17 protein-coding genes and 1 pseudogene are annotated in these 21059 nt (G+C 56.9%); 12 read left to right on the forward strand and 6 right to left on the reverse strand.

The genetic code is table 11. The features are described from left to right. Window positions 1-103 precede the first annotated feature (103 nt). Together PMA3_RS22095 and PMA3_RS22100 are read left to right on the forward strand one after the other, a co-directional pair. Window positions 104-838, forward strand: coding sequence for a DUF899 domain-containing protein (locus tag PMA3_RS22095; protein WP_064679179.1), 735 nt, complete (start codon window positions 104-106; stop codon window positions 836-838). A gap of 173 nt (window positions 839-1011) precedes the next feature. Next, complete coding sequence (locus tag PMA3_RS22100) at window positions 1012-1287, forward strand: hypothetical protein (protein ID WP_064679180.1); 276 nt, start codon at window positions 1012-1014, stop codon at window positions 1285-1287. Between the two features lie 121 nt (window positions 1288-1408). Here the strand turns inward: PMA3_RS22100 and PMA3_RS22105 are convergent, their stop codons facing one another. Then, complete coding sequence (locus PMA3_RS22105) at window positions 1409-2755, reverse strand: DEAD/DEAH box helicase (protein WP_064679181.1); 1347 nt, start codon at window positions 2753-2755, stop codon at window positions 1409-1411. Between the two features lie 193 nt (window positions 2756-2948). Here PMA3_RS22105 and PMA3_RS22110 point away from each other — a divergent pair, with 193 nt between their 5' ends. The 4 genes from PMA3_RS22110 (at window position 2949) to PMA3_RS22125 (ending at window position 9034) form a co-directional block, all read left to right on the forward strand. Further along, a complete protein-coding gene (locus tag PMA3_RS22110; RefSeq protein ID WP_064679182.1) occupies window positions 2949-4247 on the forward strand; it encodes a mechanosensitive ion channel family protein in 1299 nt (432 codons plus the stop codon). 620 nt (window positions 4248-4867) lie between these two features. Then, window positions 4868-6421, forward strand: a complete 1554-nt coding sequence (locus PMA3_RS22115) for an AMP-binding protein (protein WP_064679183.1) — start codon at window positions 4868-4870, stop codon at window positions 6419-6421. Further along, window positions 6418-7866, forward strand: a complete 1449-nt coding sequence (locus tag PMA3_RS22120; RefSeq protein ID WP_064679184.1) for an FAD/NAD(P)-binding protein — start codon at window positions 6418-6420, stop codon at window positions 7864-7866. The genes PMA3_RS22115 and PMA3_RS22120 overlap by 4 nt, the downstream gene beginning before the upstream one ends. A gap of 1 nt (window position 7867) precedes the next feature. Continuing rightward, a complete protein-coding gene (locus PMA3_RS22125) occupies window positions 7868-9034 on the forward strand; it encodes an alkaline phosphatase family protein (protein WP_064679185.1) in 1167 nt (388 codons plus the stop codon). 253 nt (window positions 9035-9287) lie between these two features. Here PMA3_RS22125 and PMA3_RS22130 read toward each other — a convergent pair whose 3' ends face one another. The 3 genes from PMA3_RS22130 to PMA3_RS22140 form a co-directional block, all read right to left on the reverse strand. Continuing rightward, entirely contained in the window at window positions 9288-10154 is an 867-nt protein-coding gene (locus PMA3_RS22130) for a carboxylate/amino acid/amine transporter (RefSeq protein ID WP_064679186.1), read from the reverse strand. A gap of 369 nt (window positions 10155-10523) precedes the next feature. Beyond that, window positions 10524-11123 (reverse strand): FMN-dependent NADH-azoreductase, encoded by a 600-nt coding sequence (locus tag PMA3_RS22135; protein ID WP_064679187.1) that lies wholly within the window; start codon window positions 11121-11123, stop codon window positions 10524-10526. 245 nt (window positions 11124-11368) lie between these two features. Next, window positions 11369-11683, reverse strand: a complete 315-nt coding sequence (locus PMA3_RS22140) for a hypothetical protein (protein WP_064679188.1) — start codon at window positions 11681-11683, stop codon at window positions 11369-11371. A 48-nt stretch (window positions 11684-11731) separates the two neighbouring features. Between PMA3_RS22140 and PMA3_RS22145 the strand changes: the two genes are divergently transcribed. The 5 genes and pseudogenes from PMA3_RS22145 to aqpZ all read left to right on the forward strand — a co-directional run bounded on the left by PMA3_RS22145 (window position 11732) and on the right by aqpZ (window position 16946). Then, a complete protein-coding gene (locus tag PMA3_RS22145; protein ID WP_064679189.1) occupies window positions 11732-12655 on the forward strand; it encodes a PA3225 family LysR-type transcriptional regulator in 924 nt (307 codons plus the stop codon). A gap of 14 nt (window positions 12656-12669) precedes the next feature. Further along, window positions 12670-13475 (forward strand): annotated as a pseudogene (locus PMA3_RS22150) (alpha/beta fold hydrolase). Between the two features lie 3 nt (window positions 13476-13478). Beyond that, entirely contained in the window at window positions 13479-14039 is a 561-nt protein-coding gene (locus PMA3_RS22155; protein WP_064679191.1) for a peptidylprolyl isomerase, read from the forward strand. Window positions 14040-14121: 82 nt separating this feature from the next. Next, window positions 14122-15954: an ABC transporter ATP-binding protein gene (locus tag PMA3_RS22160; RefSeq protein ID WP_064679192.1), complete on the forward strand. Its 1833-nt coding sequence runs from the start codon at window positions 14122-14124 to the stop codon at window positions 15952-15954. A gap of 296 nt (window positions 15955-16250) precedes the next feature. Further along, window positions 16251-16946, forward strand: a complete 696-nt coding sequence (aqpZ, locus tag PMA3_RS22165) for an aquaporin Z (protein ID WP_064679193.1) — start codon at window positions 16251-16253, stop codon at window positions 16944-16946. Between the two features lie 15 nt (window positions 16947-16961). Here the strand turns inward: aqpZ and PMA3_RS22170 are convergent, their stop codons facing one another. Then, complete coding sequence (locus tag PMA3_RS22170; RefSeq protein ID WP_064680780.1) at window positions 16962-18086, reverse strand: GNAT family N-acetyltransferase; 1125 nt, start codon at window positions 18084-18086, stop codon at window positions 16962-16964. A gap of 288 nt (window positions 18087-18374) precedes the next feature. On the opposite strand from PMA3_RS22170, the gene PMA3_RS22175 reads away from it, so the two are divergent. Beyond that, a complete protein-coding gene (locus PMA3_RS22175) occupies window positions 18375-19667 on the forward strand; it encodes a putative porin (RefSeq protein ID WP_064679194.1) in 1293 nt (430 codons plus the stop codon). 237 nt (window positions 19668-19904) lie between these two features. Here the strand turns inward: PMA3_RS22175 and PMA3_RS22180 are convergent, their stop codons facing one another. Next, entirely contained in the window at window positions 19905-21026 is a 1122-nt protein-coding gene (locus tag PMA3_RS22180; protein WP_064680781.1) for a beta-ketoacyl-ACP synthase III, read from the reverse strand. Window positions 21027-21059: the final 33 nt, after the last annotated feature.

A 21059-nucleotide genomic window follows, 5' to 3' on the forward strand; every position in this document is an offset into this window, starting at 1 on the left:
AGCCCAGGTTTTGAACAGCACCGACCGGCGGTATGTCGAATTGGGCACAGACCGAACGACTAGCTATGTCAGTTACCTCCCAGCATCCCGCAGGAGAACACCAATGAACATTCACAACCATCCCGTCGTCTCCCAGGAAGAATGGCGCGCTGCCCGCAAACAACACCTGGCCAACGAAAAAGCCTTCACCCGGGCACGGGACAAGCTCAGCGCCGAACGCCGCGCCTTGCCCTGGGTGAAAATCGACAAGGACTACCGCTTTCAGGGCCCTGATGGCAAGTTGAAACTGGCCGATCTGTTCGGCGATCGCAGCCAGCTGGTCATTTACCACTTCATGTTTGCCAAAGGCTGGGACGAAGGCTGCTCTGGCTGCTCGTTCCTCTCGGACCATATCGACGGGGCCAACCAGCACCTGGCCCACCATGACGTGGCGGTGGTCGCGGTGTCCCACGCACCCTTCGCCGAATTCCAGGCGTTCAAACGGCGCATGGGCTGGAAATTCGATTGGGTCTCGTCCGAGGGCTGCGATTTCAACTACGACTTCGGCGTCTCGTTCCGAGCCGAAGATGTCGCCGCCGGCAAGGCGACCTACAACTACGAAAAATCCGACGGCGCCGAAGAAGAACTCCCCGGCCTGAGCGTGTTTTATCGCAACGAAGGTGGCGAAATCTTCCATACCTACTCCACCTACGCCCGCGGTCTCGACCTGTTGGTTGGTGCCTACAACTATTTGGACCTGACCCCGAAGGGCCGCAATGAAGAGCAAATCATGGAATGGGTGCAGCTTCATGATCGGTATGAAGAGAAGGCGTCATCCAGCTGCTGTCATAGGGGATAGATCGCGCAGATCGAGTCGCGGCGATCCGACAAGCCAGCTCCAGCTGCCAGAGGCGCTCTTAATAGGTCAGCTTGAAAGGGGCAATCTGCAATTGAGCGCTTGCGTCGCTGAACTTTTCCATGCTCGAGCCCTCAACCGGATAACCCGCCTTAACCGGAACTGAGGCTCGCCCTATGAAAACCCTGTTGAAACTCACCCTGGTTGCCACTTTCGCCTGCGCTCTTCCCGTTTGGGCTTGCACGCCCGAAGAAGCCACGGCCAAGCGCGAACAACTGGCCAGGGAAATCACCAAGCTCACCGAGCAGAATCCAGCCAAAGCCAAGGAGATCAACGACGAGCTGCAAAAGATGGACCTGGGCACCGCCAGCAAGGATTTGCCCGACAAGTGCCAGTTGATCGACCAGCGATTGAAGGAGCTGGGAACGGCTGAGAAGAAAGCCGAGGGTTGAAGGCACGATCAAAGGCGTGCAACGAGGCTGCGATCTTTTGATGTTAAAAGGCCAAACAGATTTCCAGGCATAAAAAAACCCGGACGCTGTCCGGGTTTTTTTATTGGATCGCTATGGCGCCTTACTCGGCAGCCGGCGCTTCCGGCTTGCGGCGCTTGAGCGGCGCCATGCCGTCCTTGCTGACCAACGACAGGGCGTCGGTCTTCGGGCGGTTGGCGATCTTGCGCTTGGTCGGGGCCTTGGCGCCGGTTTTCTTCTTGTCGCCCTTGGCGTCGACCTTTTTCTTCTTCACGCCGACCGCTTTACCCGAGGCCTTGACCTTTTTCGGTCCGCCGTAGGTGCCTTTGACTTCCTTGATGGTGCGGCGCTCGAAGCTCTGCTTGAGGTAGCGCTCGACGCTCGACATCAGGTTCCAGTCGCCGTGGCAGATCAGCGAGATGGCCAGGCCATCGTTGCCGGCGCGGCCGGTACGACCGATGCGGTGCACGTACTCGTCGCCGCTGCGGGGCATGTCGAAGTTGATCACCAGGTCCAGGCCGTCGACGTCCAGACCGCGAGCGGCGACGTCGGTGGCAACGAGGATTTTCACGCCGCCCTGCTTCAGGCGGTCGATGGCCAGCTTGCGGTCTTTCTGGTCCTTGTCGCCATGCAACACGAACGCTTTGTATTCCTGCGCCACCAGGCGGCCGTAGATACGGTCGGCCATGGCGCGGGTGTTGGTGAACACGATGGCTTTCTGATAGGTCTCGTTGGCCAGCAGCCAGTTCACGATCTGTTCTTTGTGCTGATTGTGGTCGGCGGTGATGATCTGCTGTCGGGTGGTCGCGTTCAGATCGCTGACGTTGTTCAGCTGCAGGTGCTCAGGGTTGTTCAAGACCTTGGCGACCATCTCGCGCAAGCCCGAACCCCCGGTGGTGGCCGAGAACAGCATGGTCTGCTGACGGTTGGTGCACTCTTGCACCAGGCGCTGCACGTCTTCGGCAAAGCCCATGTCGAGCATGCGGTCGGCTTCGTCGAGCACCAGCACTTCGACTTCTTTCAAGTCGAGGTTGCCGGCGTTCAGTTGTTCGATCATCCGGCCCGGCGTACCGATCAGGATGTCCGGCACCTTGCGCAGCATGGCGGCCTGGACCTTGAAGTCTTCACCGCCGGTGATCAGGCCGGACTTGATGAACGTGAACTGGGCGAAGCGCTCGACTTCCTTGATGGTCTGCTGGGCCAGCTCGCGGGTCGGCAGCAGGATCAGGGTCTTGATGCTGACGCGGACTTTGGCCGGACCGATCAAGCGATTGAGGATCGGCAAAACGAAGGCGGCGGTCTTGCCGCTACCGGTTTGCGCTGTCACCCGCAGGTCACGCCCTTGGAGCGCCAGCGGAATGGCCGCTGCTTGCACAGGCGTTGGCTCGACAAATTTAAGCTCGGCCACGGCTTTGAGCAGGCGTTCGTGCAGGGCGAATTGGGAAAACACGGGTGCTACCTCGAAGAAATACAAAAAAACAGCTGCATAGGGTAACGGTTTCGAGCGCGAAGGCCGAGTTTCTTTATACAAACGGCGCTAAACAGTGGTTTTTTTGTTGCGCCTTTTGTCATCAAACGTCATCCAACGCGTCTTAAATGCTCTAATCGCTCCGTCGCATCCAATAGAAGACCCCTTTTTGCCCATGGATATCAAACAGCTCTGGCTCAACGTCCAAGACCTTTGGGGTGCGCTCGATCAGCATCCGCTCCTGCATTCCAGCCTCGGGCTGCTGCTGTTGCTGGTGATTGCGCTGATCCTCGGACGAGTGGCGCGCTACCTCATTCTCCACACGACCAAATTGCTTGGCCGCCAGCCCGCGCTGCACTGGATCAACGATTTTCGTCATAACAAGGTATTTCACCGCCTGGCACAGATGACGCCCTCGCTGGTGATCCAGTTCGGCCTGCACCTGGTGCCTGAGCTGGGCAAGACCAGCCTGACATTTCTCGGCAACGTGGCGCTGGCGTTCACCATCCTGTTCCTGGTGCTGGCCATCAGCGCCCTGCTCAGCGCCCTGCTGGACATCTATGCCCGCACCGAGCATGCCCGCACCCGCTCGATCAAAGGCTACGTGCAACTGGCGAAAATGGTCCTGTACGTGTTCGGCGCGATCATCATCGTCGCGACATTGATCGACCGTTCGCCGCTGTTGCTACTGTCGGGTCTGGGCGCCATGTCAGCGGTGATTCTGTTGGTCTACAAGGATACCCTGTTGTCATTCGTTGCCAGCGTGCAGCTGACCAGCAACGACATGCTACGGGTCGGCGACTGGATCGAGATGCCGCAAGTCGGTGCCGATGGCGACGTAGTGGACATCACCTTGCACACGGTGAAAGTACAGAATTTCGACAAGACGATCGTTTCGATCCCGACCTGGCGCCTGATGTCCGAGTCGTTCAAGAACTGGCGCGGCATGCAGCAGTCCGGTGGCCGCCGGATCAAGCGCAGCCTGTTCATCGATGCCAGCGGCGTGCGCTTCATTCGCGACGACGAAGAGCAGAAGCTGGCCCAGGTGCATTTGCTGACCGATTACATCAGCCGCAAACAGGCCGAACTCAAGGCCTGGAACGCAGCCCAGGGTAACGTCGCGGCAATGTCGGCCAACCGGCGGCGAATGACCAATATCGGGACCTTCCGCGCCTATGCCCTGGCCTATCTGAAGAGCCACCCGGAAATCCAGCCGGACATGACGTGCATGGTCCGCCAGATGCAGACCACCGCCCAGGGTATTCCGCTGGAAATCTACTGCTTCACCCGCACCACCGCGTGGGCTGATTACGAACGGATCCAGGGGGATATCTTCGATTATCTGCTGGCGGTGCTGCCGGAGTTTGGCTTGAGCCTGTATCAGCAGCCCAGTGGTGGGGATCTGAGGGCCGGGTTACTCCCGGCGATACTGGGTGCAAGCCACATTCCCGAGCTCGAAAAACACGTAACGTAACATTACAGGTCCTTCGCGAATGGTTTGCATCAGAACGCGGTAAAGCGTTCCGGACTAGGCAAATCCAACTTGAACACTCAGAAATTCAAGCCAAGAAATTTAACTCGTAATCGAACGCCTCCATTTTGCATAAATGATGGCCAAGCTACCGAGTCACAGACGCATCCGGGAACATGGCGCAAGGCTAATACTCAACTGATTACAATTTTTAACTTTTTCCCGACAGCTCTGGGACGCGGATTATTGCAGCCTAACTCGCCTCCCTAAGAAGCCCCGGGTTGACGTAGAAAATAATATTTGTTACTCATTAGATTCTGATCAAGTCCAAGGTAGGCAAAAATGATAAGAACGCCCATATTCCGACATCGGCATGATATCTACTCCACAAGAAGCCCCCTCAACTTGTTTGAGATTGAAACCTCCCTACTCAACCGCCAAACAATCGCTATGGCTAGACCTTTGCGGCCATCGTAATTCAACCGCCCATTAAAGAACGACAACAAACTCCTCCGAAAAAATAAGAACCGGAACCTTGTGCAGCAGCGGGTTACTGATTTTCAAAGTTACCAGCCTACACATTACACCCCCCCAAAAAAAACCATAAACATAAGGATTAGTTTATGCTTCGCGCCACTCACCACGACTCAATTCTTGATCTCATATTAAAATTCTGCCACACCACCCCCAATAGTGTCGCGATCGTAACGGATGACAAAACCGTCAGCTATCAAACATTGGAACTCGAACTTTACAAGGTATCTGCCTACATCCAGAGCAAAGGCATAGAACCAGGCAGCGTCATTGCCATTATGCAAGATAACGTCAGCAGTGCACTAGCGTCATTGTTGGGATGCCTGCATGCGGGCTGCATTTACTGCCCGATAGACCCATTGATGACCCCGACAAAAATACAACGCACCCTAATCGTAGCTAACGTTGAACTCGTTCTATCAGCACCTGATCTTCCATACACCCGGCAAGACAACGATCCCGAATTTGTCCATTATAATGATCTATCTGCACCTGCCTTCGATACCTTCATCACACAACGGTATCACCCCTTGGCCTATATCATGTTCACTTCTGGTTCTACCGGAGATCCAAAAGGAGTAGCTATAGGCCACGTTAACCTAATTGAGACATTCAAGAGCTGGAATGACATCTATCAGTTGAACAGCATCAAAAAGCATCTGCAATTTGCCAGCCTTTCCTTTGATGTATTCGCGGGTGACTGGATTCGTGGGCTGTGTTCAGGCGCGTCCATCTTTGTGCCTACATCAGCCAAGAAGCACGTCGCTGGAAGCCTAGCCAACTTCATAGCTACTCACAAAATCGAATGCGCCGAATTTACACCGATCATTCTCAGAGAGCTTTATACCTACGCATTGAACAATGGAATCATTCTTAATAGTTTCAAATTGCTGATTGCCGGATCTGATGTAATGCGAGCCAGAGAGTTCAAGGATATCCGTAAAATTATTGGTGACGATTGCCGCCTGGTATTTTCTTACGGAACAACCGAAACAACCATTGACAGCACTTTCTTCGAACCAACCAAAGAAGACTTGGCAAATCTTCGCGATGATGCCCCTCTCCCTATTGGCGTTCCGTTCCCCAGCGCTCAGATTGCCATTCTGAAAAACGACGGCAAGCACGCCAATCAGCATGAGATAGGTGAGTTGTATATAGGGGGTGCTGGCGTGGGCCTAGGATACTTGCACCATGACAGCAGAACAGCAGGTCGATATCTGCGCCGACTGCCTCTCGGCCGCCATGAGCGATGGTATCGGACGGGTGACCTGGCTTCTTATGACGGCAAAAATTTCAGTCTCCATGGGCGAGCCGATGCACGGGTTAAGGTTCTTGGAAAACTGATCGATCTCACAGAATTGGAATCTCATTTGCGCGACCATGAAGACATATTAGAGTGCGTCGCCACTGCCACACTGCACGAAATAGACAAGAAAATAATACTACTGATAAAACTTAATACTCACTGCAAAGCACCCAACCACGAATCAATAGCTCGGCATATATCCCATCTTGATGATTACCCGGTCCACAACGACAATATTTACTTCATCAGAAATTTGCCGATGACCATGAGCGGTAAAATCGATCGCACGGAAGCAAACAAGATAGCCGTAAAATTGCTGGCAGGAGCGTCGAAATGAGAGTTCTACAAATTGGTGCCGGACCAACAGGCGTTTGCCTTTTCAACCAACTCTATTCTGAACTGGAAAAACGGAACCCGGCACTTGAGTACGTCATTGTCGACAGCCGAAAACCAGGCACAGGGCTAGCCTTCGGCACACATTATAAAAACCACCTTATTAATCTGCCCGCTTCAATCATGAGCATCAACCCCAATAACCCCCTAGAGTTTGTCGAATGGAGAGCAAAAAACCAGTCATTATGGTGGGAGGCATCCATCAACTATGAACAGGCATGGTCAGATTTCCCTCCAAGGAAACTATTTGGCATGTATGTTGGCCACCAGTTGCAAAATGCGTTAGACAATGCAATGCACGCCGAACTTATTAACGCTTCTGTGACCTGCGTTACGCCAATCAGGTCCGGCGGAAAATTCATCGTTGAATTTGATAACGGCACCAACGAGCTCTTCGACAAGGTGATTATCTGTATTGGGCACGCGCCTAAGGCACCATTATTAAGCAACACATCCAAAAAACTTTTCCACTCTCCCTACCAAGACATGGACATACCTGGCGATGCAACGGTAGGCATTATCGGCACTCGGCTTACCGCGATCGACGCAGTCCTGGCACTTCAGGAAAATGGCCATACCGGTAAAATAATCATGGCTTCCAGAGCGGGCAAGCTACCCAAGATCATCGCTGAACACTCCGGTTATGATTCGAGCGCGTTCCTCACCGCTCTGTTGGACGAACAGACTCAGACGCTGGAGTCGATACTTGCGCTCCATAAGAAAGAACTTGATATTGTCACCAACCATCGCATTGACTGGAACGGCTTCGGACAAACCGACGCAACACAAGCCGAGGAACTTGATCAAGAGCTCAAAAGCTGTTCACAATGCAATCATCTTTGGCAAAGCGTTTTGTTAGCCTCCTACACCATTGTGGATAAGCTCTGGACAAAACTAAGTACCGAAGATAAAGCCACCTTCATGACTAAATATCATGGACCCTGGATGACATATCTGGCGGCATTTCCTGCATTCAGTGCCGCGCGAATATTGCAGTTGATGGAATGTCAACAACTGCAAATTTTCTCTAATCTGCGAGGAATCGAAGCTACCGACCTGAGCTTTGACATTTATCATGGGCAAAACAATTGCCTGAGTGTCGACTATTTGATCGATGGGCGGGGTGTTGGTTATGAAGAGGCTGACCTCAAACAGTTGCCCCTGCTGAAGAATATGTTGGCAAACGGCTCGATTACGACTCACTCGCTAGGCGGGATTTCCATCAACACGTTAACCTATCAGGCACTTTCTAGCCGTCGCAGTGAAGTCACCGGACTTTTTATTGTCGGTGACCTGACAAAGGGCGAATTCCTGGCAACGACCGATGTAGTGCGTAACGTCATGCACAGCGTCGCTGCTGCATCCGCGATTCTTTCGAGAGACCAGTGACATGGGCGCGCCGATACAAAACGCTTCTCAGGTCCAAAAATCAGGGTTGGCTAGCCTCTCACAAGCCATCCTGGCGAGTCTGGATGTGCCTTCATTCAAGCCGGGCTTCAACCTGCAACCTGCAGACACGACAGTCGTTTTCATGGTTGACGGATTGGGGCATCTATTGCTCGACGAGCATCGCTCTCGAGCACCGTTCCTTCGAACACTGCTTGGTCACAGCCAGTTTTTCAGGGTCGGATTTCCAGCCACTACCGCGACCAGTCTGGCTTCCTTTGCGCTTGGCCGAGAAAGTGGCCAGCACGGTATTGTTGGCAGCCGTTTTGCGCTGGAGGGTCAGACCCCGTTTTCACCTCTGCCATGGATGATCGGTAATCGTTATCAAGATCAAACACCCACTCTTCCCCTCGTTGAACCACCGATTTTACCAACCGCAAAGACCGCTTGGGAGATTGCCGGTGAACGGGGTGTGAATGTCGAATGCATACTCCCAGCGAACATCGCGAACTCCCGCTACAGCAGAGAGATCTACCGAGGAGCCACAATCACGCCCTATGCAGACTACTCGCACTGCAGCCTGCAAATCAGTAGCGTCCTGAGCAAGTCACCGCGGCAGATGATTTACGTCTATCTGGGCGAACTGGATTATGCGGGGCATATCTACGGCACGGGGTCAGAGTCCTGGCTGAACAGCCTGCAGAATATCGACACTTTGATCTCAAAGACAGTTGGCATGCTTGCTCCAGGGACGAATCTGCTGATCACTGCCGACCACGGCATGACAACCCTGTTGCCTGAACTCACCTTCGACTTCGACACTAACCGATATCTGCAAGAGGGGGTCGCGTGGATTGCGGGCGATATCCGCGCGAGGCATGTCTACGTACAGGATGATCAAGTCAATAACGTACTGGAGCGATGGAGAAACACGCTCGGCGACGATTTCACGGTGCTCTCGCATGAGCAAGCGGTCAGCAACGGTTTGTTTGGTTGCGTCGTAGAAGCGATCTTCGAACAACGCCTCGGAGATCTGATTGTGTATCCGACAGGACGGGGCGGCATCGTGCAAAGCACCACGGAAAAACACCAGACGTCATGGAAAGGGCATCATGGCGCTTTGACAGAGGCGGATCAGCTTTCGCCGCTTCTAACCTGTTCCAACAGGTAAAATCACAGGCCGAGGCTCGTCTTCGGAGCTACAGACTATTCGATCAGAATTCGAATAACACATCCTGTAGCACCATCATTCCATATAGGAGCGAGCTTGCTCCGGGCAGCGTTCCGAAGATGGACTCCAGAGCACCGCATGTTATCCGGCAAACACGCGTTATCGTTGACGACCATCGCGAGCAGGCTCGCTCCCACGGGGGATTTGTGAACGGCACAGATCCCCCGTAGGAGCGAGCTCGCTAGCACAGGGTTCAGTGTGCGACTGCTGGTTGGCGTATACCCAACCGACTTATCCACACCGCCATCAGAATCACCGACCCGCCCAGGAACAACCGCCCCAGCTCTTCATCCTGATTCCAGATCAGCAAATTGATCAGCAACCCCACCGGCACGTGCAAATTGTTCATCACCGCCAGCGTCCCGCCGTTCACCAGGCACGCGCCTTTGTTCCACCAGTACAAGCCCAACGCCGTCGAGACCAGGCCGAGGAATAGCAGCACGCCCCATTGCAACGGTGCTTCCGGCAAAAAGTTCTGTTTGCCGAACAGCAGAAACGCCGGCAATGCCACCGCCAATGCGCCGAGGTAGAAGTAACCGAAGCGGCGGTAGTGCGGCAGGTCGCTCGGGTGACGGGCCACCAGGTGTTTATAGAGCACCTGCCCGGCGGCGTAGGTGAAGTTGGCCAGTTGCAACAGCAAAAAGCCCATGAAGAAGTCCGGGTTGATCCGGTCAAAGCGAATCACCGCCGCGCCCGCCACCGCCACCAGTGCCGCGATCAAGGCCCAGGGGTTGAAGCGCCGGCTCAGGGCGTCTTCGATCAGGGTCACGTGCAACGGGGTGAGTATGGTGAACAGCAACACTTCCGGTACCGTCAGTACCCGGAAGCTGAGGTACAGGCAGACGTAAGTCACGCCGAACTGTAACGCACCGATCAGCAGCATGCCGCGCATGAACGCCGGTTCCACCGAGCGCCAGCGTGTCAGCGGGATAAACACCAGGCCCGCCAGCACCACGCGCACCAGCACCGCGAAGTAACTGTCGACATGCCCGGCCAGATATTCGCCGATCAGGCTGAAGGAAAACGCCTGGATCAGCGTGACAAAAAGTAAATAGCCCATGCTCGCCTCGTTTTTGGATGGCGGCGACGATAGCGGGTTTTGCTCGTTATCGCGAACAGTCAGCCGTATACAAAACCCTGTAGGAGCGAGCTCGCTCGCGATGGACACAAGAGCGCCGCGTTTAACCAGCAAACACGCGATATCGGTTACGACCATCGTCGGAACGCCGCCCGGAGCAAGCTCGCTCCTACAGGTTGATGTGCACATCCATCAGATTGCACGCAAAAAAAAGCCCGATCTCGCTAAAGCGTTCAATCGGGCTACAGCACTCAGGAGCAACAAGTGCAAAAGGGAGGTTTGATGCGCGTTCAGGCTTGAGGGTTGCGCCAGGTCACTAGACCATCCAGCGATTATCTGGCGATTAACGTCTCAGGCGACCTGGGAAAGTTTGGCGTTGGCCTGGTTCAGGCCTTTCTCCTGGAAGTCACCGCCCAGGTTCATGCCTTCGGCGTGGATGAAGGTCACGTCGTGAATGCCGATGAAGGCCATGACCTGGCGCAGGTAGGGTTCCTGGTGATCTGCCGGACCGCCGGCATAGATCCCGCCGCGAGCGGTCAGCACGTAGGCACGCTTGCCGCTGAGCAGACCTTGCGGGCCGGTTTCGGTGTACTTGAAGGTCACACCGGCACGCAGCACGTGGTCGAGCCAGGCCTTGAGGGTGCTCGGGATCGCGAAGTTGTACATGGGCGCGGCCATGACCAGCACGTCGGCGGCCAGCAGTTCGTCAGTCAATTGGTTGGAACGTTCCAGCGAAGCCTGTTCGATGTCGTTGCGCTGTTCGGCGGGTTTCATCCAGCCCCCCAGCAGGTTGATATCCAGATGCGGCACCGGGTTGGCGGCCAGGTCACGCACGGTGATCTGATCGTTGGGGTGAGCGGCTTGCCACTGGCTGATGAATGTCTGGGTCATTTGACGGGAAACCGAGTCTTGCTGACGGGCACTGCTTTCGATGATCAGAACGCGGGACATGGGCTGTAGCCTCCATCTGAGAATGCTGTAGGTCGATGGAGTGAAGGTTAAACAGAACCATATCGATGAAAAAGCGCAAATAACTGCTATAACCCATCAATAAATTCGTTTATAAGCTGAGCATATCCTGCAGGAGGGGCTTGCTCCGGGCGGCGCTCCGACGAAGGCGGCGTATCAGTGAATGGCACACCGCATTCGTCGGAGCGCCGCCCGGAGCAAGCCCGCTCCCACAGGGGATATCGATATTATTTCGGGCTGCAACTCAGGTTGATGCGCATCTTGATGATGGTCCGGGTGAACTTGGCGGTGGCATTGGTGTGTTTGCCGGCAGGCACGTGGATCGTGCGGGTGCGCGGCGCTTCCGGACCGTTGTTGAACACCACCTTGCAGATCGCATCGGTCGTGCCGTAGTTGTTGACCTGAATGGACGCCATGTCGCTGTCGGTATCGTAGGCGTTGTAGTCGATGCTCAAGCCGTTCAACTGCTTTTGCACGTCGATCGGATAGGCAAACGCCGTCAGTGGCAGCAGCGCCAGCATCACACAACAGAATTTTTTCATTCAGCAGTCTCCAGAAGGGATTGCCAGCTTAGACAAGAGGAGCTGTTCATGAAAGCGCCCCGCGTGACCCTTGATCAATGGCGAACGCTGCAGGCCGTGGTCGACCACGGTGGTTTCGCCCAGGCCGCCGAAGCGCTGCACCGCTCGCAATCGTCGGTCAGCTACACCGTGGCACGCATGCAGGACCAGCTCGGCGTCCCGCTGCTGCGCATCGACGGCCGCAAGGCGGTGCTGACCGAAGCCGGCGGTGTGTTGCTGCGCCGTTCCCGGCAACTGGTGAAACAGGCCAGTCAGCTCGAAGACCTGGCCCACCACATGGAACAAGGCTGGGAGGCGGAAGTGCGGCTGGTGGTCGATGCCGCGTACCCAAGCGCCCGTCTCGTGCGCGCGTTGACCGCGTTCATGCCGCAAAGCCGCGGCTGCCGGGTGCGTCTGCGCGAGGAAGTATTGTCCGGCGTGGAGGAGGTATTGCTCGAGGGTGTGGCCGACCTGGCCATCACCGGTTTCAGCATTCCCGGTTACCTGGGCGCGGAATTGAGTGACGTCGAATTCGTCGCGGTGGCCCACCCCGACCATCCCCTGCACCGACTCAATCGCGAACTGAATTTCCAGGACCTGGAAAGCCAGATGCAAGTGGTGATCCGCGACTCCGGTCGCCAGCAGCCACGGGATGTCGGCTGGCTCGGTGCCGAGCAGCGCTGGACCGTCGGCAGCCTGGCCACCGCAGCCACCTTTGTCGGCAGCGGCCTGGGTTTTGCCTGGTTGCCGCGACACATGATTGAACGGGAACTCAAGGAAGGTACGCTCAAGCTGCTACCTTTGGATCAGGGTGGCAGCCGTAATCCGAGCTTCTACCTGTATTCGAACAAGGACAAACCCCTGGGCCCGGCGACACAGATCCTCATCGAATTGCTGCGCACCTTTGATACCGCGCCGCTGGATGCGCCGTTCGCCGCCCCTGAACAAGCCTGACACGGAGTGTGAACATGGCCTATTTCGAACATGAAGGTTGCAACCTGCACTACGAGGAATATGGCCACGGCGCGCCGTTGCTGCTGGTCCACGGCCTGGGTTCCAGCACCCTGGACTGGGAACAACAGATTCCGGCCTTGTCGACGCGCTACCGGGTGATCGTCCCGGATATACGCGGCCACGGTCGCTCCGATAAACCCCGCGAGCGCTACAGCATCGCCGGGTTCACTGCCGACCTGGTCGCGCTGATCGAACATTTGAACCTTGGCCCGGTGCACTATGTCGGCCTGTCCATGGGTGGCATGATCGGTTTTCAACTGGCGGTGGACCAGCCACAGCTGCTCAAGAGCCTGTGCATCGTCAACAGCGCCCCTGAGGTCAAATTGCGCAGCCGCGACGATTACTGGCAGTGGTTCAAGCGCTGGAGCCTGATGCACGTGTTCAGCATGGGTGCCATCGGCAAAGCCCTGGGCGCCAAGCTGTTTCCTAACCCCGAGCAGGCTCAATTGCGACAAAAAATCGCCGAGCGCTGGGCAAAGAACGACAAGCGTGCTTATCTCGCCAGCTTCGATGCGATCATTGGCTGGGGGGTTCAGGAACGACTTTCCAGGGTCGTCTGTCCAACCCTCATCATCAGCGCCGACCGTGACTACACACCGGTGTCGCTGAAAGAGGCTTACGTAAAACTGCTGCCCGATGCGCGGCTGGTGGTGGTCGCCGATTCGCGCCACGCCACCCCGCTGGATCAACCCGAACGCTTCAACCAAACCCTGCTCGAGTTTCTCATCGCAGTCGACACAAACCCAATCAGGATCACTGACCCATGCTGAAAAAAATCGCCCTCGTCGCCGGCTCCGTGCTGTTTGCCGCCAATCTGATGGCCGCAACGCCCGCCAACAAGGCGCCGCACGTGCTGCTGGAAACCACCAACGGCCAGATCGAGATCGAGCTGGACGCGGTCAAGGCGCCGATCAGTACCAAGAACTTCCTTGATTACGTCAATAGCGGTTTCTACAACAACACGATTTTTCACCGTGTGATTCCGGGCTTCATGGTCCAGGGTGGTGGTTTCACTCAACAAATGCAGCAGAAAGAAACCAAGGCACCGATCAAGAACGAGTCCAAGAACGGCCTGCATAACGTCCGTGGCACGCTGTCCATGGCCCGCACCTCTAATCCTGATTCGGCCACCAGCCAATTCTTCGTCAACGTCAAGGACAACGACTTCCTCGACAGCGGTGACGGCTATGCTGTCTTCGGTAAAGTCGTCAAAGGCATGGACGTGGTGGACATCATCGTCAACACGCCAACCACCACCCGCGGCGGCATGAAAGATGTGCCGGCCGACCCTGTGTTCATCAAGTCGGCCAAAGTCATCGACTAAGCTACACAGCAAGTATTGAGCGGCTGCCGGAGTGCGCCGCTCACACTGTTCAAGGGAGAGCCCGCGCGCGGGCGGAGAACTGATGCTTTATCGCCGTTTCGAGAAACTGATCGACATTTTCCGCGATGCACCGACGGCCGCTCCGCCGGATCGGGTTCTCCCCTTCTATACCTATTACCTCAAGCAGGTCTGGCCGAGTTTCGCCGTCCTGCTGATCGTCGGCCTGATCGGTGCGCTGATCGAAGTGGCGCTGTTCAGTTACCTGAGCCGCATCATCGATTTGACCCAGGGCACGCCGAACGTCAATTTCTTCAAGGACCATGGCATCGAACTGGCCTGGATGGCGGTGGTAGCCCTGGTTTTCCGGCCGATTTTTGTTGGCCTGCATGACCTGCTGGTGCACCAGACCCTGAGCCCCAGCATGACCAGCCTGATCCGCTGGCAGAACCACAGTTATGTGCTCAAGCAGAGCCTGAATTTTTTCCAGAACGACTTCGCCGGGCGCATTGCCCAACGCATCATGCAGACCGGCAACTCGTTGCGCGATTCAGCCGTGCAGGCGGTGGACGCGCTGTGGCATGTACTGATCTATGCCATCAGCTCGCTGGTGCTGTTCGCCGAAGCCGACTGGCGCCTGATGATCCCGCTGCTGACCTGGATCGTCGCCTTCATCAGTGCCCTTTATTACTTCGTGCCGCGGGTCAAGGAACGCTCGGTGGTGTCCTCCGATGCGCGCTCCAAACTCATGGGGCGCATTGTCGATGGCTATACCAATATCACCACCCTGAAGCTGTTCGCCCACACCAACTTCGAACAGCAATACGCCCGCGAAGCGATCAAGGAGCAAACCGAAAAAGCCCAACTGGCCGGCCGGGTGGTGACCAGCATGGACGTGGTCATCACCAGCATGAACGGCTTGCTGATCGTCTGCACCACCGGCCTGGCCCTGTGGCTGTGGACGCAGTCGCTGATCACCGTGGGAGCGATTGCGCTGGCCACCGGCCTGGTGATCCGTATCGTCAACATGTCCGGCTGGATCATGTGGGTGGTCACGGGCATTTTCGAAAACATCGGCATGGTCCAGGATGGTTTGCAGTCCATTTCCCAGCCGGTCAGCGTCACCGACCGCGAGCAGGCCAAGCCTCTGGTCGTACCCCGTGGCGAAGTCCGCTTCGAGCATGTGGATTTCCATTACGGCAAGAAGAGCGGGATCATCGGCGACTTGAACCTGACGATTAAACCCGGCGAGAAAATCGGCCTGATCGGCCCGTCCGGCGCCGGTAAATCGACCCTGGTCAATTTACTCCTGCGCCTGTACGACGTGGAGGGCGGGCGCATCCTCATCGACGGCCAGAACATCGCCGAGGTCGGCCAGGAAAGCCTGCGCGAGCGCATCGGCATGATCACCCAGGACACGTCCCTGCTGCACCGCTCGATCCGCGACAATCTGCTGTACGGCAAGCCCGACGCCACCGACGCCGAGCTGTGGGAAGCGGTACGCAAGGCCCGGGCCGACGAGTTCATCCCGTTGCTGTCGGACTCCGAAGGGCGCACCGGTTTCGACGCACATGTCGGTGAGCGCGGGGTTAAACTCTCTGGCGGCCAGCGTCAGCGCATTGCGATTGCCCGGGTGCTGCTCAAGGACGCGCCGATCCTGATCATGGACGAGGCCACCTCGGCACTGGACTCGGAAGTCGAAGCGGCAATCCAGGAAAGCCTCGAAACCCTGATGCAGGGCAAAACCGTGATCGCCATCGCCCACCGGCTCTCGACCATCGCCCGGATGGACCGGTTGGTGGTGCTGGAAAAAGGCAAGATCGCCGAAACCGGCAGCCACGCCGAACTGCTGGCCCATGGCGGGTTGTATGCGCGGTTGTGGCAGCACCAGACGGGTGGATTTGTCGGCATCGATTAATTGAATTCACCCCCAAACCTGTGGGAGCGAGCTTGCTCGCGATAGCGGTGTAACAGTCAACATTTATGTCGACTGAAACTCCGCTATCGCGAGCAAGCTCGCTCCCACATGGATCAACTACACCCCGATAACCGCCACAATCCTTTAACCACGGGCCCTGGCGGTTTTTTATGGCCACTGGAAATCCATCAAAACCCTGCTGTAATCAGCCAAGGTTCTGGAGATGAGCCTGTCGTAAATGTGCAGGATGCATCACTCGATACAGTCTCGATAGGAAGCCTATCAAGGACACTCTCATGTCTCTGTTCAAACGTTCAGTCACTGAGTTGTTAGGTACGTTCTGGCTGGTGTTGGGGGGTTGCGGCAGTGCGGTCCTGGCCGCGTCTTCTCCGCTGGGGATCGGGGTGCTGGGTGTGGCCCTGGCCTTTGGTCTGACGGTACTGACCATGGCATTCGCCATTGGCCATATTTCCGGCTGCCATCTCAACCCCGCCGTTTCGGTCGGTTTGTTCGTTGGCGGTCGATTCCCCGCCAAAGAGCTGCCCGCCTACATCATCGCTCAGGTCATTGGCGCGATTATCGCGGCGGCCTTGATCTACTACATCGCCAACGGCAAGGAAGGCTTCGAGCTCGCCAACGGTCTGGCTTCAAACGGCTATGGCGAGCATTCTCCCGGCAAATACTCGATGGCCACAGGCTTTGTCTGTGAGCTGGTGATGACGGCGATGTTCGTGCTGATCATCCTCGGCGCCACCGACAAGCGAGCCCCCGCCGGGCTGGCGCCGATCGCCATCGGCCTGGCCCTGACGCTGATTCACCTGATCTCGATTCCAGTCACCAACACTTCGGTGAACCCGGCCCGCAGCACTGGCCCGGCGCTGATCGTCGGTGGCTGGGCCATCGCGCAATTGTGGATGTTCTGGGTGGCGCCGCTGCTCGGCGCGGTGATCGGCGGCGTGACATATCGATGGTTAAGCAAGGAAGGCAGCTGAAGCCCAGGGCGAGGATCAGTCTTGCCGGTAAGGCAAGGCCGTCCTCGCTTCCTCGGCATACGCCAACACACCGACGCGCTCTTGCCGCAGGAAGTCTTTGACGGCCGCTTTCAGGCCGGGATGGCGCAAGTAGTGCCAGGAATGCGTGATCACCGGCTCGAACCCGCGAATCAACTTGTGCTCGCCTTGGGCACCGGCATCGAAACGCTGGAAGCCATTGGCAATCGCGTAGTCCATGCCCTGATAGAAGCAGGTCTCGAAGTGCAGCCGGTCGAACTCCGCCAGGCATCCCCAATAGCGACCGTAAAAGCTGTCGCCCCCCACCAGACTGAAGGCCATGGCCACCGGCCGTGAGCCTTGCTTGGCCAACACCACGCGAATCGCTTCCGGCATCCGTTCGGCCAGCAGACTGAAGAACTCTCGGGTCAGATAGGGCCGTTGCCGCCGCACTGCGTAAGTGTTGGCGTAGCAGGCATAGACAAAATCCCACTGCGCCTGATCCAGCTGCCGACCTTCAAGCCATTCGAAATCAATCCCCTGCCCCGCCACTTGCTCGCGCTCCTTGCGCATCTGCTTGCGCTTGCGCGAACTGAGGACGTCGAGGAAATCCTGAAAATCCCGATAGCCGCGATTCTGCCAGTGGTACTGACAGCCGATGCGCTGCAACCAGCCCGGCTGTTCGGCCAATGCGGCGTCGGTGAAGGGGTCGGTGAAGTTGATGTGCGCACTTGAGAGCTGTTCGATCTCAAGGTAGCCGGGCAGGCTTTGCAGCAGCTCGAAACCGTCCTCGACCCTGGCCGCCAGCAGGCGCGGGCCGCTGACCGGGCTAAACGGTACGGCGCTCAACAGTTTGGGGTAATAGTCGATGCCGGCGCGCTCGCAGGCATCGGCCCAGGCGTGATCGAACACGTATTCGCCGTAGGAATGCCACTTGCGGTAACCGGGCAACGCGGCGATCAGCCGATCACCGTCGACGTGCAGTAAATGTTCGGGCTGCCAACCGGAATGAGGCCCGATGCTGCCACTGTCCTCCAGCGCGCTCAGAAACGCGTGACGCAGAAAGGGCTGAGTCTCCGGAACCAGGGCGTCCCAGCGTGGCGCGGCAATTTGCGACAGGCTTTGCAGGCATTGCAACGGCATCACCATCCTCACTCATTCATGGTGTGAAAGCCTCGCGAGTATCGCCTATCGGTACCCGATTGCACACGAGCATTTTGCTGACAGCGCTCTAGTTCAATGGTTCGCAGCACCTTCGTATCGTCATCGACCTGACATCATCCTGCCACCACACTGAAATAATCCATCGCGATACTGGCGCCTGTTTTTAGAACGCCTGGATCTAACCAGGCCATTGTCGTTCCGTCCACCCCGATGGTCGGTTGTGCCCAGGATGGTTCAACCATCCACTCTTATCTTTCGGAGATTGATATGCGTCTTGCTTCCAAGAAAACTGCGGCGGCCCTGTGTGGCGGCCTGTTGTTGGCCATGAGTATTCCGGCCAATGCCGCAGTCGACGCCAAACTGCTCGACATGCTCAAGGCCAACGGTTCGATTTCCCCGGCGCAGTACGCTGAATTGCAGGCCGAACTGGCCAAGGATAAGAAGGAGCAGCAGATTGCGCGTCAGGCTCAGCAAGAAACCAATGAGCAGATCGCAGCGACGGCGAAGAAAACCAATGAACTGAGTACCTTCGACCAGAAACTGGCGTGGGCGGCCAAGACCCAGTTTAAAGGTGACGTCCGTTTCCGCCAGGAAACGGTCAAGAACGATGGCGTATCGAACACCGGCGACCAGGATCGTCAACGTATTCGTGCCCGCCTGGGTGCCTACACAGAAATCAATCCGCAGGTGGACACCGGCATTCGTATCGCCACTGGCAACAACAACGATGCTCGCTCCACCAACCAGAGCCTGGAAGGCAACTTCTCCAAGAAAGATATCTGGCTGGACCAGGGCTACGTCGACTACCACCCGACTGCCATCAAGAATTTGCACTTGATCGGCGGCAAGATGCCGCAACCCTGGGTGAGCATGGGCGACATTATCTGGGACAGCGACATCAGCCCGGAAGGTCTGGCTGTGACTTACAAATACCCGCTAGGCAGCTCGACCGAGCTGTTCGGTAGCGCCGGCCATTACACCCTCCAGGACAACGTCGACGGCGAAGGCAAGCAGTTCCGTCACGACTTGCGCCTGTACGCAGGCCAGTTGGGCGCACGCTTCGCAATCACCGACAACCTGAAAATGACGCTGGGTGGCAGTCTCTACGCTTACGACAATGACGAGGACACCGCTTCCCTGGCCATCAACGGAAACAGCCCGGGCGAAGAATTCAAAGTGTGGGAAGGCTTTGGTTCGCTCGACATCGGCGGTCTGCCAATGCCACTGTCGCTATACGGTCAAATCGTCAACAACGACAGTGCGAGCAACGATCAGGACATGGGCTGGCTGGCGGGCGTCAAGACCAAGTTCTACGGTTTCGGCCTGGACTACAACTATCGCGACATCCAGCGTAACGCCGTGGTCGGTGCTTTCACCGACTCCGACTTCGCCAACGGTTTCACCGGTTCGCGCGGCAGCAAGTTGAAAGTGAGCTACGAGATCGACAAGAACTTCGCCCTCGGTGCGACGTACTTCATGGCTGACTCCGACTACACCAACGCCACCCTGCGGGACTCGAAAATCAACACCCTGCAGCTGGATGCAGAAGCCAAGTTCTGATCCTGCGTTATACGACTCGGGCAAGGACGCCCGAGCGGCATTTTTTACAGCCTGGCGTTGCGGTATCGGTCCCCATCATCCGTCCGATACTGTAGCGCGAGTTTTTTATTGCCCTCCCCCTGAACCCTGTAGGAGCGAGCTTGCTCGCGAAAAACCTGAGAGCGCCGCGGGGTGTCAGGTTTCCAGCGTTATCGTTGACGACCATCGCGGGCAAGCCTCGCTCCTACAAAAGCGGATTCAGCGTTTGCGCAGAATCACGCTGCCAATCGAATAACCGGCGCCAAACGAGCTGAGCACCGCCAGCGAACCGGCCGCCAGATCATCCTGATGTTTGTGAAAGGCAATCACCGAACCGGCAGAGCTGGTGTTGGCGTAGGTGTCGAGAATCACCGGCGCTTCTTCTTCGGTCGCTTCGCGGCCCAGCAGTTTCCTGACGATCAAATGGTTCATGCTGAGGTTGGCCTGGTGCAGCCAGAAGCGCTTCACGTCGGTGACGTTGAGCTGGTTTTCTTCCAGATGTCTGGCGATCAGTTCAGCGACCATCGGGCAGACGTCCTTGAACACCTTGCGGCCTTCCTGGACGAACAGTTTGTCCTTGGCACCGATGGCTTCTTCCGCTGCGCGATTGAGGAAGCCGAAGTTGTTACGGATATTGTTGGAGAATTTGGTCAGCAGCTTGGTGCTGACCACGTCGAACTGGTACGGGGAGGTGGCCAGGTCGGCACGTTCGATGATCACCGCGGTGGCGGCGTCGCCGAAGATGAAATGGCTGTCGCGGTCGCGGAAATTCAGGTGACCGGTGCAGACTTCCGGGTTGACCATCAGGATCGCCCGGGCCTGGCCCAGTTGCACGCTGTTGGCGGCGGCCTGAATGCCGAAGGTCGCCGAGGAGCAGGCTACGTTCATGTCGAAGCCGAACCCCTGGATGCCCAGCGCCTCCTGGACTTCGATGGCGATGGCCGGGTAGGCGCGCTGCAGGTTGGAACAGGCGACGATCACGCCGTCGATGTCCGCGGCGGTCTTGCCCGCACGCTGCAGGGCTTGCTCGGCGGCGCCGATGGCCATCTGGCAGAGCACCGACCATTCGTCATTCGAGCGCTCCGGCAGGCGTGGCGCCATGCGTTGCGGGTCGAGGATACCGTCCTTGTCCATGACAAAGCGGCTTTTGATGCCAGAAGCTTTTTCGATGAACGCCGCGCTGGATTCGGTCAGCGCCTCGATTTCACCGCGGGCGATCGCTTCGGCGTTATCGGCGTTGAACTGCCCGACGTAGGTATTGAAAGACTGCACCAGCTCTTCGTTGGAAATGCTGTTGGCCGGGGTGTACAAGCCGGTGCCGCTGATGACGACGTTATGCATGGTCGTTTCTCTGATCTGTTCAGGCAGAAAGCG

Origin of the sequence: Pseudomonas silesiensis (assembly GCF_001661075.1) — a bacterium.
In the GTDB taxonomy this organism is placed as follows: Bacteria; Pseudomonadota; Gammaproteobacteria; order Pseudomonadales; family Pseudomonadaceae; genus Aquipseudomonas; species Aquipseudomonas silesiensis.